Below are 13,795 nucleotides of genomic sequence, written 5' to 3' on the forward strand. Positions count from 1 at the left end.
GCTGCGCCCGCCCCCGGGCTGCGCCCGCCCCCGGGCTGCGCCCGCCCCCGGGCTGCGCCCGCCCCCGGGCTGCGCCCGCCCCCGGGCTGCGCCCGCCCCCGGGCTGCGCCCGGAACCGCTGCTGGGCTTCGTCCGGGCCTGTTGTCCGGGCTTCGACAGGCTGTGGCCCGGCTTGCCTCCGGCCCTTCTTTTCGGCGCCGGGGCCGGGAAATTCAGCCTCGCCGGCGTTCGAGGCGCGGGGGTGCGGGGGCGGCGCCCCCGGAACGGCGCCGCAGGGGCAAGGTTCAGGCGGGCCTCAGGGGCGGTGTGCCGCGAAGGGGGTGTGGCCCACCGCGTGGGCGGGGGCCAGGTGGCCGCCGCGGCGGAAGGCCGCGTACGCCCTGCCCGCCAGCGGGATCTCCACGACCCGGCGCCGCCGCCCCGTGGCGGCCAGATGGGCCCGGGCCAGGTCCGCCAGCCCGTGGACCTCGGGCCCGCCCATGTCGGCGACCCGCCCCGCCGCGGCCGGCACCGCCAGCTCGGCCATCCGGTCGGCGACCTCCGCCACGTCGATCGGCTGCACCCGCACCCCCTTCGGCACCGGCACCGGCAGCGGCGCCGGCACCTTCGCCACCTGGTCCACCACCCCCGCCACCAGGTCGTGGAACTGCGTGGTCCGCAGGATCGTCACCCCGAGCCCCGACTCCAGCAGCATCTGCTCGACCCGGTGCTTGACCGTGTAGTAGCCGAGCGGCACCACGTCCACCCCGACGATCGAGATGTAGACGATGTTCTTCACGGTCCCGGCCCGTCGGGCCGCCTCGATCAGGTGCCGGGCGGCCACGTCGTCCCCGCCGCGCGGGCTGCTCGCGCAGTGCACGACCACCTCCGCCCCGGCCATCGCCGCATCCAGGCCGCTGCCGTCGCGCAGGTCGACGGGGTGGTCCGGCGAGCGCCGGCTCAGCACCCGTACGTCGTGTCCGGCCGCCCGCAGCCGGGTGACGACGAGACCGCCCAGGTTTCCGGTGCCCCCGGTGACGAGGATGGTCGTGGTGGTGGACGGGGTCGTGGTCATGGTCCGTTCCTTTGCTCGGCGGTGCGTTCACCAGCTGGGATTGGACAGCCCCGCGGAATGTGACAGCTGCCGCCGGAGGAATTCCAGCTTCTGCGGATTGACCACCGCCCGCAGCCCGCGGACCCTGCCGTCCTCCCCGGGCTCGACCACCAGGACCGAGGCCGCGTCGCCCACGACGACCGCCGGCTCCCCGTTGACCAGGGCGAAGCCGAACGGCAGCCCGGCGGCGTACTTGTGCAGGGCGCCCAGCAGGAACCGGGCCACCTTGTCGCGGCCGAGGACGGGCCGCCGGGCCGTGTTGACCACGCCGCCGCCGTCCGCCACGTACCGCACGTCGGCGGTGAGCATGCCCTCCAGCCGGCCGAGGTCCCCGTCCCGGGCCGCTGCCAGGAAGGTCTCCACGAGGCCCTGCCAGCGTGCCGGATCCGCCTCGAAGCGGGTACGGTCCGTGTCCGCGCGCCCCTCGGCCACCCGCCGCGCCGCCCGCCGGTACAACTGCCGGCAGTTGGCCTCGGACAGGTCCAGGAGCCCGGCGATCTCCCGGTGCCCGTACGCGAAGGCCTCGCGCAGCACGTACACCGCCCGCTCCACCGGCGTCAGCCGCTCCAGCAGCACCAGCAGGGCCATCGAGACGCTGTCGCGCTGTTCGGCGGATTCCAGCGGCCCGAGGATCCCGTCCCCGGTGAGCACCGGCTCCGGCAGCCAGGGGCCGACGTACTCCTCGCGGCGGGCCCGGGCCGAGGTCAGCCGGTTCAGGCACAGGTGGGTGACGGCCTTGGCGAGCCACGCACCCGGGTGCGCGACGTCCCCCCGATCGTCGGCGCTCCAGCGCAGCCAGGCGTCCTGGACGGCGTCCTCGGCCTCGGTCGCGGAGCCGAGCATGCGGTAGGCGATGCCGAACATCCGGGGGCGGTGCTCCTCGAACTCCGCGGCGCCGGCGGTGGAACGTGTGATCATCGCAGCAGCGTACGGGCGAGCGAGGACCCGGTGGCCGCCGGGCCACCGGGTCCTCACGTGCGTCGCCCCTGCATCAGGGGCAGGGTCAGCAGGCGCCCAGGTCCTTCCAGACGCCCCAGTCGCCGGTGGTTCCCGGCTCCTCGTTCTGCGTCCACCACTGGGCCTTCCAGTTGTGGCCCTTGTGTGAGACGACCGTCCCGCCCGTGTAGACCGTTCCCGCGACGTATGCCGGGTTGGTGCACGTGCCGCCCGGAGGCGTGGTCGGAGGCGTGGTCGGCGGAGTCGTCGGGGGAGTGGTGGGCGGCGTGGTCGGCGTGGTCGGCGGGGTCGTCGGCGGCTGGCTGCCGCCCGGCTCCACCACGGCGGTGCCGCGCGCCAGGTCGCCGGCCAGGGCGTACGTCGTGCCGGCGATGGTCACCGTCCAGTTGGACGGGGTGGACACCGGCAGGTAGTAGTTGAAGGCCAGGTCGACGGTGGCGCCCGGGGCGAGCGACTGCCAGGCCGGCAGCTTCAGCGACACCCGCTGGAAGTCGCCCTTCAGCCCGCCGACGTTGTTCCCGCTGTGCCCGCTGCTGATCACCTTCGTACCGAAGCCGGACTGGTCCGAGGCGTTGTTCGGGGCCGAGGTGCCGTAGTCGAACTGGAACTCGGTCCCGCCGGGCAGCGTGGTGCCGGTGTTGTTGGTGATCTTGAGCTTCGGGGTGATCGGGTAGTTGGAGTCGCCGAGCTTGAAGTCGGTGAACTCCGTCTTCACGGCCACGGCCTGCGCCGGCAGCGCGCCGCCCGCCTTCTTCGCCCCGTACGGAGCGGCCGCCTTGAACCTGTCGTACATCAGCGACGTGAGCGTGTCCCCGGGCTCGTACTGGCCCTTGGCCGCGTTGAAGGAGTAGTCGCCCGCGAGCTCCCACACCATGGTCCCGCCGATGCCGCGGTCGACGACGTAGTCCGCCTTGGCGCCGACCGACTGCTCGTCCTCGGTGGACAGGAAGACCTTCTTCTGCGCGTTCCACAGCCACGGCGCCACCAGGGTGGAGTCGTACTTGCGGGTGTAGGTGCCGGTCAGGGTGGTGTTCGCCGGGAAGCCGTACCGGGTGACGTAGTCGCCGACGACGCCCTTCTCGAGGTTCTTCGCGTGCCACATCGGGTTCGAGCCGGCCGGGGACTCCTGGCCGCTGGTGTCCTTGTCGTGCCACAGGTTGTCGATGCCGACCGCGCCGTCGCCGCACTTGGTCAGGCCCGAGCCGGCCGGGCAGGCCGTGGCCGCGGCCTTGCCCCACAGGCCGTCGGTGCCGCCCTGGACGTTCTTGAAGCCGCGGGTGTAGTAGGGCAGGCCGATGTTGATCCGGCCGGCCGGCATGGAGCCGCGGAAGTAGTGGTAGGCCCAGTCGGCGTTGAGGTAGCCGATGCCGCCGTACTGCTGGCTGCCGTAGACGCCGGCCGCGGCCAGTTCGGCGTCCTTGCCGTCGTCGAAGAGCGAGGCGTTCGGGCCGACGTACTCGTTCCAGGCGCCGTGCAGGTCGTAGGACATGATGTTGACGTAGTCCAGGTACTGCTGCATCTGGAACGTCTCCATGCCGCGCAGCAGGTAGCCGGAGGACGGGGCGGCCACGGTCAGCAGGTAGTGCCTGCCGTCGGCGGCGCCGGCGCGGTCCAGCTTCTCGCGCAGGGTCTTCATCAGGGCGGCGTAGCCCTGGACGAGGCCGGCGCGTCGGGCGTTGGCGAGCTGCCAGTCCAGCGGGTTGCCGGCGTCCTTCATCGTGGTCGGGTACTCGTAGTCGATGTCGACGCCGTTGAACCCGTACTTCTTGATGAACGCGACCGTGGAGTCGGCGAAGGTGTCGATGCCGGCCTGGTTGACGGAGCCGTCGGCCTTGGTGGCCATCGCGTAGAAGCCGCCCGAGTTCACGCGGGCGCCGCTGTCGTCGAAGTAGCCGCCGGTCTCGGCCCAGCCGCCGACGGAGACGAGGGTCTTCACGTTCGGGTACTGCTTCTTGAACTTGTTCAGCAGATTGAAGTGGCCCTTGTAGGGGAGGGCGGGGTCCATCTCGGCGCCCGCGACGCCCGGCCACGTCATGCCCGTGGCGGCGTTCTCCGGGCCGTCCGCGCCGACGGAGATCTTGTTGTCGGAGCCGACGTGGGCGAAGGCGTAGTTCAGATGGGTGACCTTGGACCACGGGATGTTGTTGGCGAGGTAGGCCGGGGTGCCGTCCTTGCCGGTCCGCCAGCCGGTGAAGTATCCGATGACGCGCCTCTGGTGGTCGGCCCCCATCTTCTCGCGGCCCTCGGAGTCGTAGACCGAGCAGTAGGGGACGTCGACGCCGGCCGTCCTGTAGAGCCCGTCCGGCCGACAGCTCTCGTTGTCGGCGGCGTGCGAGACGCCCGCCGAGAGCCCGCCCGCCAGCAGCCCGGCGATCGCCGCGCCGGATGCCAGGAGCAATGCCCTTGTACGTGTGGGGGACAGCATGGTGCCTCCTGGGGAGGGGAGGGATGTGCAGGACACAACAAGCAGGAAAGTGATGCGTGTTGCCCGTGACGTGCGCACATCTGACGGGCCGTCTCCCGGGGAGGGTGAAGGGAACGTTAAGAGGACTAGACCATGCCGTCAATAGGTCTGGACCAATCCGGTCCGCACTTGACGGACTCCCGTACGAGCACCCCCCTGTGACCCAGGCCACAGCGCTTCGCCTGCATGGCCCCCGATCACCCGTGGCAGACTGGCAGGAGTACCAACAAGCAGCGCACTCCGGGGTCGGTGTAATTCCGAACCGGCGGTATAGTCCGCGACCCGTCCGCAGCCAGCGGCCGGTTGACCAGGTGAAATTCCTGGACCGACGGTGAAAGTCCGGATGGGAGGCAGTGCGCGGCGGGCAGTCACACCGGTACGCCGCCGTCGGCGGTCCACCGTGCACCTCCGCATCCCTGCGGACGGGCACCGAGCGGACCGTTTCTCCGGCCTCGGCGTCCCCGCGTGCCTGTACCGCTCACTCTGTCGTATTCCGACAGGCCCCGGAGTCCGTGCCCGATGAGGCAGGAGGACCCGGTGGCATCCCACGACGCCGCACCGCACGCACCGCACGACGCGGACGCCCGTGCCATGCGCCGCGCCATCGCGCTCGCCTCCCGCGGCCTCGGCTCCACCAGCCCCAACCCGGTCGTCGGCTGCGTCATCGCCGACGCCGGCGGCACCGTCGTCGGCGAGGGCTGGCACCAGCGCGCCGGCGGCCCCCACGCCGAGGTCCACGCCCTGCGCGCGGCCGGCGAGGCCGCCCGCGGAGCCACCGCCTACGTCACCCTCGAACCCTGCAACCACACCGGCCGCACCGGCCCCTGCGCCCAGGCCCTGATCGAGGCCGGCGTCACCCGCGTGGTCTACGCCGTCCCCGACCCGAACCCGCAGGCCAGCGGCGGCGCCGCCACCCTGCGCGCCGCCGGGGTCACCGCCGAGTCCGGGCTCCTGCAGGCCGAGGCCGAAGCCGGCAACGCCGCCTGGCTCACCTCCGTACGCCTCGGCCGCCCCCACGTCACCTGGAAGTACGCCGCCACCCTCGACGGGCGCAGCGCCGCCGCCGACGGCAGCAGCCGCTGGATCACCTGCCCCGAATCCCGCGCCGACGTCCACCGGCTGCGCGCCGAGGCCGACGCCGTCCTCGTCGGCACCGGCACCCTGCGCACCGACGACCCCCACCTGGCCGTCCGCGGCATCGAGGGCGCCACCCAGCCCCTGCGCGTCGCCGTCGACACCCGCGCCGGCCTCCTGCCGACCGCCCGGATCCTCGACGACGCCGCGCCCACCCTCCTCGTCACCGCAGAGGACGCCGACACCCGGCACCTGCCCGGCATCGACGTGCTCCGCCTGCCCCTGCACGACGGCCGCATCGCCGTCCACGACCTGCTCGACCAGCTGTTTGCCCGCGGCGTGCGCTCCGTCCTCCTCGAAGGCGGCCCCACCCTGGCCGGAGCCTTCCTCGAAGCCGGCGCCGTCGACCGCGTCATCGGCTACCTCGCCCCGGCTCTCCTCGGCGCCGGACCCGCCGCCCTCGCCGGCGCCGGCATCACGAACATCGCCCACGCGGTCCGCCTCGAGATCACCGAGGCCGTCCGCACCGGCACCGATCTGCGCATCACCGCCGTCCCCACCACCGCCCCCAAGGAGCACTGAGTGTTCACCGGAATCGTCGAAGAACTGGGCGAGGTCACCGCCATCGAGCAGCTCTCGGAGGCCTCCCGCTTCCGCCTGCGCGGCCCCGTCGTCACCGACGGCGCCAAGCACGGCGACTCCATCGCCGTGAACGGCGTCTGCCTGACCGTCGTGGAGACCGCCGACGGCGAGTTCACCGCCGACGTCATGCAGGAGACCCTCAATCGCTCCAGCCTCGGCGCCCTGCACACCGGCTCCCGCGTCAACCTGGAGCGCCCCATGGCCCTCGGCGGACGGCTCGGCGGCCACCTCGTCCAGGGACACGTGGACGGCACCGGCGAGATCATCTCCCGCACCCCCTCCGAGCACTGGGAGATCGTCAAGATCTCCCTGCCGGAGAACCTCGCAAGGTACGTCGTAGAAAAGGGCTCTATCACTGTGGACGGCGTCAGCCTCACCGTGGTCGAGGCCGCCGCCGACTACTTCACCATCAGCCTCATCCCCACCACCCTCGCGCTGACCACGCTCGGTATCAAGCAGCCCGGCGACCCGGTCAACCTCGAGGTCGACGTCCTCGCCAAGTACGTCGAACGCCTGCTCGCCGCCGGCGTGAACCCCCTGGCCGCGACCGCCGACGAGGGCAAGGAGACGCACCGGTGAACGCCCTGACCTGGCTCAACACGGAGGCGTTCACCGTCTTCGGGCAGAAGGTCATCTGGTCCGACATGATCGGCAACCTGATGGGCCTGGCCGCCCTCGCCCTCGGCTGGCGCCGCTCCATATGGACCTGGCCCGCCCAGCTGCTGTCCGGCCTGATCCTCATCGCCGCGTACGCCTCCGCCCACCTCGCCGGCGGCGTCGGCAAGCAGCTCCTCGTCATCGGCGTGGCCGCCTGGGGCTGGCGCGCCTGGCAGCTCGGCAGGCGCCAGGCCCAGGACGGCTCCATCGCCGTGCGCACCGCCACCTGGACCGAGCGCGGCCTGCTGCTGGCCGGCGCGGCCCTCGGCACCCTCGCCGTCGGCGGACTGTTCACCCTCTACCCGGACCTGTCCTGGAACCCGTGGGCCGACGCCTACATCTTCGTCGGCACGCTCGTCGCCATGGCCGCCCAGGCCCGCGGCCTCGTCGAGTTCTGGCTCGCCTGGCTCCTGGTCGACCTGGTCGGCGTCCCCCTCGCCTTCACCGGCGGGCTGGCCTTCTCCGGCCTCGTCTACGTCGTCTACTTCGCGCTCGTCGTGTGGGGCGCCTACGACTGGTACCAGCGCTCGCGCACCACCTCCGCCCCGGCCCTGGAAGGAGCAACGGCATGAACTCCCTCAAGCCCGTCCCCGACTTCGACGCCCTCCTCGAGGAATCCTTCCGGCTCGACCCCGTCGAGCAGGCCATCCGCGACATCGCGGCCGGCCGGCCGGTCGTGGTCGTCGACGACGAGGACCGCGAGAACGAGGGCGACCTCGTCGTCGCCGCGGAGAAGATCACCCCCGAGATCGTCGCGTTCATGATGAGCGAGTGCCGCGGCCTGATCTGCGCCCCCATGGAGGGCCCCGAGCTGGACCGGCTCGAACTGCCCCAGATGGTCCAGCACAACACCGAGTCGATGAAGACCGCCTTCACCGTCTCCGTCGACGCGAGCGCCGCCCACGGCGTGACCACCGGCATCTCCGCCGCCGACCGCGCCACGACCCTGCGCATGCTCGCCGACGGCGTCTCCGGGCCCGCGGACTTCGTCCGCCCCGGCCACATCTTCCCGCTGCGCGCCAAGTCCGGCGGCGTCCTGGTCCGCAACGGCCACACCGAGGCCGCCGTCGACCTCGCCCGCCTCGCGGGACTGCGCCCCGTCGGCGCGATCGTGGAGATCGCCGGCGAGGACGGCGTCATGCTGCGCCTGCCCGAACTGATCCCCTTCGCCCGCAAGCACGGCCTGACGATCATCTCCATCGAGGACCTGATCGCCTACCGCCGCTCCGCCGAGCCCACCGTCCGCCGCGAGGCCGAGGTCAACCTGCCGACATCCTTCGGCGAGTTCACCGCGTACGGCTACCGCTCCACCGTCGACGGCGTCGAGCACGTCGCCCTCGTCCACGGCGAGATCGGCGACGGCTCCGACATCCTGGTCCGGGTCCACTCCGAGTGCCTGACCGGCGACATCTTCCACTCCCTGCGCTGCGACTGCGGCCCCCAGCTGCACGCCTCCATGGCCCGCATCACGGCCGAGGGCCGCGGCGTGGTCGTCTACCTGCGCGGCCACGAGGGCCGCGGCATCGGACTGGTGTCCAAGCTGCGCGCGTACGAGCTCCAGGAGCGAGGCCGCGACACCCTCGACGCCAACCTGGAGCTCGGCCTGCCCGCCGACGCCCGCGACTACGGCGCCGGCGCGCAGATCCTCGCCGACCTCGGCGTCCGCAGCGTCCGCCTGCTGACCAACAACCCCGACAAGTCCGCCGCCCTCGTCCGCCACGGCATCGACGTGGGCGCCCGGGAGCCCATGCCGGTCGAGGCGGGCGAGCACAATCTGCGGTACCTGCGCACCAAGCGGGACCGGATGGGCCACGACCTGCCCTGGCTGGGCGAGCCCGTACCGGCGTCGACCTGCGGCAACCAGTAACGACGGCACCACACCCCCGAGAAACACCGCACCACACCACACCACGAACCACCGAGGAGTACAGCAGTGAGCGGCAAGGGCGCACCCGAACTGAGCGTGAGGAACTGCGGAGACCTGCGGGTCGCCGTCATCGCGGCACAGTGGCACGAGAAGGTCATGGACGGCCTCGTCGACGGCGCCCTGCGCGCCCTGCACGAGCTGGGCATCGACGAGCCCACCCTGCTCCGGGTCCCCGGCAGCTTCGAGCTCCCGGTCGTGGCAAAGGTACTCGCCGGTCGCGGTTACGATGCCGTAGTCGCCCTCGGAGTGGTCATCCGCGGCGGCACCCCGCACTTCGACTACGTCTGCCAGGGCGTCACCCAGGGCCTGGTACAGGTGTCGATCGACACCGGAGTCCCCGTCGGCTTCGGTGTCCTGACCTGCGACAACGAGGAGCAGGCGCTGGACCGCGCCGGCCTCGAGGGCTCGAACGAGGACAAGGGGCACGAAGCGGTCATCGCCGCCGTCTCCACCGCAGCCACCCTGCGGTCCGTCAGCGAACCCTGGCGCTGATCGGCAGCGGAGAACCCCTTATTCTGAGGACCATCATGGCGAACGAACCCACCAAGAGTTTCGAAGAGCTCTTCGCAGAGCTCCAGCTCAAGGCCGCTGAAGGCGACCCCGCCACCTCCCGTACCGCCGAGCTGGTCGCCAAGGGCGTCCATGCCATCGGCAAGAAGGTCGTCGAGGAGGCCGCCGAGGTCTGGATGGCCGCCGAGTACGAGGGCAAGGAAGCCGCCGCCGAGGAGATCTCCCAGCTGCTGTACCACGTCCAGGTGATGATGGTGGCCCGCGGGATCTCCCTCGACGAGGTCTACAAGCACCTCTAGGCCCGCAGGCCGACACCGGGCCTGCCGGGCCACCGGTCCGCAGCACCACAGGGGTCCTCCGCGGCCCCTCCGCACAACCCCCGCACCACACACCGCGTCCGCACCACGCATCCCACCGCATCCCGCAGTGAAGGAAGAAAACCCATGCTCCGCATCGCCGTCCCCAACAAGGGCTCACTCTCCGGAGCGGCGTCGGCGATGCTCCATGAGGCCGGCTACCGCCAGCGCAAGGAGTCCAAGGAGCTCGTGGTCGTCGACCTCGAGAACGAGGTCGAGTTCTTCTACCTCCGCCCCAAGGACATCGCGATCTACGTGGCCTCGGGCCGGCTCGACATCGGCATCACCGGCCGCGACCTGCTGCTCGACTCGGGGGCCAACGCTGAGGAGATCCTGCCGCTCGGCTTCGGCCGGTCCACCTTCCGCTACGCCACCCGCCCCGGCACCGCCAAGGGCCCCGAGGACTTCCACGGGATGACGATCGCCACCTCGTACGAGGGAATCGTCGCCAAGCACCTGGCCGACCACGGCATCGACGCCTCCGTCGTCCACCTGGACGGCGCGGTCGAGACCGCCATCCAGCTCGGCGTCGCCGAGGTCATCGCGGACGTCGTCGAGACCGGCACCAGCCTGCGCAACGCCGGGCTCCAGGTCATCGGCGACCCGATCATGACCTCCGAGGCCGTCGTCATCCGCCGCAACGGCGCCGACACCGACAACCCGCAGGTCCAGCAGTTCCTGCGGCGCCTGCAGGGCGTCCTGGTGGCCCGCAGCTACGTGATGATGGACTACGACTGCCGCGCCGAGCACCTGGAGCGCGCCGTCGCCCTCACCCCGGGCCTGGAGTCCCCGACGGTCTCCCCGCTGCACAACGAGGGCTGGGTCGCCGTCCGCGCGATGGTCCCCGCCAAGGAGGCCCAGCGGATCATGGACGACCTGTACGAGCTCGGCGCGCGTGCGATCCTCACCACCTCGATCCACGCCTGCCGCCTGTGACGAACCGCACGTGAGCCGTATCTGACCCGCCCGTACCCGGCCGCGCGTGACCCGTACGCGATCCGTACGCCGTCACCCGGCCCGTACGCCACCCGAAGAAGGCAACACCAGCATCATGGCCGAGTCCGCCGCACAGCCCGCCCTTCCCGCCCTGCCGGTCACCTTCCGGCCGACCCGCACCCGGGTGGTCCTGCTGAGCGTCGGGCTCGCCATGTTCGTGACGATCACCTCGATCGCCTTCCTGCTGGAGAACCTCAGCCCGGGCGAGCGGGCCAGCTTCGTCTTCACCGCCGCCCTCATGACCTCCGTCCTCGTCCTGCTCAGCCGCCCCAAGGTGGTCGCGGACGAGGCCGGCGTGACCGTCGTCAACCTGACCACCACCCGCCGCCTGGAGTGGGCGCAGATCCTGCGCGTCAACCTCCGCCCCGGCGACCCGTGGGTGTTCCTGGACCTCAACGACGGCACCAGCCTGCCCGCCCTCGGCATCCAGCCGGGTGTCGCCAAGCAGCAGGCCATCGGCGACGCGCGCGCCCTGCGCGCACTCGCCGAGACCCGGGGAACCGGGCAGCACGACCACTGAGCAGGGCGCCGGGCCGCCCGCCCGGCAGCCCGCCCGGCCCAAGCCGATCGCTGCGTCCCATTGCGGCGACGATCTCAATGACTACCCTGGTGGCGGGGCGCAGCCGTGCGCCCTCCCACCGGCCCCGGGACCCCGAGGCCCGCGGGCACCTGCGACTTGAGGAGTGACTCCCTCCAGCAATGGACGGATCGTCCGGTAGTACCCGCGCCGCCCTCCCCGCGGAGGCGGCGGCATGACCATCCCGCTACTCCTGCTCCTGGCGGCCTTCGCCCTGATCCTCGCCAACGGCTTCTTCGTGGCGGCCGAATTCGGCCTCGTCACCGTGGAACGGCCCGAGGCCGAACGCGCCGCAGCCGACGGCGACCGCCGTGCCCGCACGGTGGTCGCGGCCCTGCGGGAGCTGTCCTTCCAGCTCTCCGGCACCCAGCTCGGCATCACCATCACCTCCCTCGTGGTCGGCATGCTCGCCGAACCGGCCCTCGCCGCACTGCTGACCGGGCCGCTCACGGCCACCGGCCTGCCCGCGGGAGCCGTCTCCGGCGCCGCCGTGTTCATCGGCATGCTGCTCGCCTCCGCCGTCCAGATGGTCGTCGGCGAGCTCGTCCCGAAGAACTGGGCGGTCTCCCGGCCGCTCCAGGTGGCCCGCTTCGTGGCCGGTCCGCAAGCGCTGTTCTCCCGCGCCTTCCGGCCGGTCATCGCCGCCCTCAACGCCGTCGCCAACCGGCTGGTCCGGGCGCTCGGCGTGGAACCCGCCGAGGAGATGGCCTCCGCCCGCACCCCCGGCGAACTGGTCTCCCTGGTCCGCCATTCGGCGCAGGCCGGCGCCCTCGAACAGGACACCGCCGACCTCTTCGTACGGACCCTGTCGCTGGGCGAGCTCACGGCCCAGCACGTCATGACGCCCCGGGTGAAGGTCAGCGCCCTGCAGCACACGGCCACCGCCGCCGACGTGCTCAACCTGACCCGCGCCACCGGGCTGTCCCGCTTCCCGGTCTACCGCGAGCGCATCGACGAGGTCGCCGGCGTCGTCCACCTCAAGGACGCCCTCGCCGTGCCCGAAGCCGAACGCGCCCGCACCACGGTCGGCCGGATCTGCGTCGCCCCGCTGCTGGTGCCCGGCTCCCTGCCGGTGCAGCCGCTGCTGGAGCGGCTGCGCAGCGAACAGCCCATGGCCGTCGTCGTCGACGAGTACGGCGGCACCGCCGGCGTGGTCACCCTGGAGGACATCGTGGAAGAGCTCGTGGGCGAGGTCCGCGACGAGCACGACTTCGCCGAGGACGACGGCCCCGAACTGGCCGCCGTCCCCGCCGAGGACGGCCGCCCCTCGTGGGAGGCCGACGGCAGCTGCCGCGTGCACACCCTGCGCCGGATAGGCCTGGAGGTACCCGAAGGCCCGTACGAGACCGTCGCCGGCCTCGTCGCGGACCTGCTGGGCCGGATCCCCGCCCCCGGCGACCGCGCCGAACTGCCCGGCTGGAAGCTGTCCGTCCGCCAGGTCGGCCGCTACCGCGCCGAGCGGGTCCGCCTCGTGCGCACCGCGGCCGGACCGGCCGTCCCGGCCGAGCTCGAGGCGGCCGGCCGGTGAACGCGCTCCAGCTCCTCTTCGCCCTGCTCCTGGTCCTGGCCAACGGTTTCTTCGTCGGCGCCGAGTTCGCCCTCGTCTCCGTGCGCCGCAGCCAGATCGAGCCCCTCGCCGCCGACTCCGCTCGGGCCCGGCAGGTCCTGCACGGCCTGGAGAACCTGCCGCGGATGATGGCCGCGGCCCAGTTCGGCATCACCCTGTGCTCCCTCACCCTCGGAGCGGTCGCCGAACCCACCGTGGCCCGGCTGATGGAGCCCGTCTTCCACGCCGCCCACATACCGGCCGGGCTGATCCACCCGCTCGGCTACGCCGTGGCGCTCGCCGCCGTGGTCTTCCTGCACCTGGTCATCGGCGAGATGGTCCCCAAGAACCTCGCCATGGCCGCCCCCGAGAAGACCGCCCTGTGGTTCAGCCCCGGACTGGTCGCCTTCGCCCGCCTGTGCGGGCCGATCACGACCTTCCTGGGGGCCTGCGCGGCGCTGGTCCTGCGCCTGTTCAAGGTGGAGCCCAAGGACGAGGTAGAAGCCGTGTACACCAGTGCGCAGCTGGGCCGGCTCGTCGAGGACTCCCGGCAGGCCGGGCTGCTGGAGCCCGGCGAGCAGGAGCGCCTCGAAGACGCCCTCGAGCTGGGCAGCCGCCTCGTCACCGACGTCCTGCTGGCCCGGGACCGGCTGGTCACCGTCGGGCCCTCGGCGACGCCGCGCCAGATCGAACAGCTGACGGTCCGGACCGGGTACTCCCGCTTCCCGGTCCGCTCCGAAGGCGGCGCCTTCATGGGCTACCTGCACGTCAAGGACGTTCTGGACCTGGAGGACCGCGAACGGGCGGTCCCGCAGCGGGTGTGGCGCCGCATGCCGACGCTGTCCTCCACGCTGCCCCTGGACGACGCCCTGACCGTCATGCGGCACGACGCCACCCATCTGCCACCCAGCTCTCCGGCAACGCCGTCTTCACCAACATCGAGATCGGACGCGACGCCTCCACCCTCGACAAGGGACCGGCCGAAGCCGTCGGCAT

General features: G+C 72.1%; 13 protein-coding genes and 1 riboswitch. Of the genes, 10 read left to right on the forward strand and 3 right to left on the reverse strand.

The annotated features are described in order from the left end of the window. Positions 1-295: 295 nt before the first annotated feature. The 3 genes from ABZ924_RS35780 to ABZ924_RS35790 all read right to left on the reverse strand — a co-directional run bounded on the left by ABZ924_RS35780 (position 296) and on the right by ABZ924_RS35790 (position 4,475). Positions 296-1,054 (reverse strand): NAD(P)H-binding protein, encoded by a 759-nt coding sequence (locus tag ABZ924_RS35780; RefSeq protein WP_361919438.1) that lies wholly within the window; start codon positions 1,052-1,054, stop codon positions 296-298. A 27-nt stretch (positions 1,055-1,081) separates the two neighbouring features. After that, the gene (locus ABZ924_RS35785) at positions 1,082-2,011 is read right to left on the reverse strand and encodes an RNA polymerase sigma-70 factor (RefSeq protein ID WP_361919440.1); all 930 of its coding nucleotides are present in this window, start codon (positions 2,009-2,011) and stop codon (positions 1,082-1,084) included. 85 nt (positions 2,012-2,096) lie between these two features. Then, on the reverse strand, positions 2,097-4,475 hold the full coding sequence (locus ABZ924_RS35790) for a chitinase C-terminal domain-containing protein (RefSeq protein WP_361919442.1): 2,379 nt from the start codon (positions 4,473-4,475) through the stop codon (positions 2,097-2,099). 270 nt (positions 4,476-4,745) lie between these two features. After that, a riboswitch (FMN riboswitch) is annotated at positions 4,746-4,875 on the forward strand. A gap of 230 nt (positions 4,876-5,105) precedes the next feature. Between ABZ924_RS35790 and ribD the strand changes: the two genes are divergently transcribed. From ribD to ABZ924_RS35840, 10 genes are all read left to right on the forward strand, one after another. Then, positions 5,106-6,170: a bifunctional diaminohydroxyphosphoribosylaminopyrimidine deaminase/5-amino-6-(5-phosphoribosylamino)uracil reductase RibD gene (gene ribD / locus ABZ924_RS35795; protein ID WP_361919459.1), complete on the forward strand. Its 1,065-nt coding sequence runs from the start codon at positions 5,106-5,108 to the stop codon at positions 6,168-6,170. Further along, on the forward strand, positions 6,171-6,809 hold the full coding sequence (locus ABZ924_RS35800) for a riboflavin synthase (RefSeq protein ID WP_361919444.1): 639 nt from the start codon (positions 6,171-6,173) through the stop codon (positions 6,807-6,809). After that, complete coding sequence (locus tag ABZ924_RS35805) at positions 6,806-7,459, forward strand: nicotinamide mononucleotide transporter family protein (protein ID WP_361919446.1); 654 nt, start codon at positions 6,806-6,808, stop codon at positions 7,457-7,459. Before ABZ924_RS35800 ends, ABZ924_RS35805 begins: the two co-directional genes overlap by 4 nt. Continuing rightward, positions 7,456-8,754 (forward strand): bifunctional 3,4-dihydroxy-2-butanone-4-phosphate synthase/GTP cyclohydrolase II, encoded by a 1,299-nt coding sequence (locus ABZ924_RS35810; protein WP_361919448.1) that lies wholly within the window; start codon positions 7,456-7,458, stop codon positions 8,752-8,754. Before ABZ924_RS35805 ends, ABZ924_RS35810 begins: the two co-directional genes overlap by 4 nt. A gap of 66 nt (positions 8,755-8,820) precedes the next feature. Beyond that, a complete protein-coding gene (ribH, locus tag ABZ924_RS35815; protein WP_114056708.1) occupies positions 8,821-9,306 on the forward strand; it encodes a 6,7-dimethyl-8-ribityllumazine synthase in 486 nt (161 codons plus the stop codon). Between the two features lie 35 nt (positions 9,307-9,341). Further along, complete coding sequence (locus tag ABZ924_RS35820) at positions 9,342-9,623, forward strand: phosphoribosyl-ATP diphosphatase (protein ID WP_361919451.1); 282 nt, start codon at positions 9,342-9,344, stop codon at positions 9,621-9,623. A gap of 144 nt (positions 9,624-9,767) precedes the next feature. Continuing rightward, entirely contained in the window at positions 9,768-10,616 is an 849-nt protein-coding gene (hisG, locus tag ABZ924_RS35825; protein ID WP_361919453.1) for an ATP phosphoribosyltransferase, read from the forward strand. 115 nt (positions 10,617-10,731) lie between these two features. Next, a complete protein-coding gene (locus ABZ924_RS35830) occupies positions 10,732-11,196 on the forward strand; it encodes a PH domain-containing protein (RefSeq protein ID WP_361919461.1) in 465 nt (154 codons plus the stop codon). A gap of 232 nt (positions 11,197-11,428) precedes the next feature. Further along, positions 11,429-12,781, forward strand: a complete 1,353-nt coding sequence (locus tag ABZ924_RS35835) for a hemolysin family protein (protein ID WP_361919455.1) — start codon at positions 11,429-11,431, stop codon at positions 12,779-12,781. Beyond that, on the forward strand, positions 12,778-13,795 hold a 1,018-nt coding region (locus ABZ924_RS35840; RefSeq protein ID WP_361919457.1), incomplete at its 3' end, for a hemolysin family protein. The genes ABZ924_RS35835 and ABZ924_RS35840, both read left to right, overlap by 4 nt.

The organism is Streptomyces sp. NPDC046876, from assembly GCF_040645035.1.
Lineage (GTDB): Bacteria > Actinomycetota > Actinomycetes > Streptomycetales > Streptomycetaceae > Streptomyces.

What these genes read in the sequence shown, in the direction of transcription:
- ABZ924_RS35780 (WP_361919438.1), bottom strand. Translation starts at nt 1,054, where the DNA reads ATGACCACGACCCCGTCCACCACCACGACCATCCTCGTCACCGGGGGC.
- ABZ924_RS35785 (WP_361919440.1), bottom strand. Translation starts at nt 2,011, where the DNA reads ATGATCACACGTTCCACCGCCGGCGCCGCGGAGTTCGAGGAGCACCGC.
- ABZ924_RS35790 (WP_361919442.1), bottom strand. Translation starts at nt 4,475, where the DNA reads ATGCTGTCCCCCACACGTACAAGGGCATTGCTCCTGGCATCCGGCGCG.
- ribD (WP_361919459.1), top strand. Translation starts at nt 5,106, where the DNA reads ATGCGCCGCGCCATCGCGCTCGCCTCCCGCGGCCTCGGCTCCACCAGC.
- ABZ924_RS35810 (WP_361919448.1), top strand. Translation starts at nt 7,456, where the DNA reads ATGAACTCCCTCAAGCCCGTCCCCGACTTCGACGCCCTCCTCGAGGAA.
- ABZ924_RS35820 (WP_361919451.1), top strand. Translation starts at nt 9,342, where the DNA reads ATGGCGAACGAACCCACCAAGAGTTTCGAAGAGCTCTTCGCAGAGCTC.
- hisG (WP_361919453.1), top strand. Translation starts at nt 9,768, where the DNA reads ATGCTCCGCATCGCCGTCCCCAACAAGGGCTCACTCTCCGGAGCGGCG.
- ABZ924_RS35830 (WP_361919461.1), top strand. Translation starts at nt 10,732, where the DNA reads ATGGCCGAGTCCGCCGCACAGCCCGCCCTTCCCGCCCTGCCGGTCACC.
- ABZ924_RS35835 (WP_361919455.1), top strand. Translation starts at nt 11,429, where the DNA reads ATGACCATCCCGCTACTCCTGCTCCTGGCGGCCTTCGCCCTGATCCTC.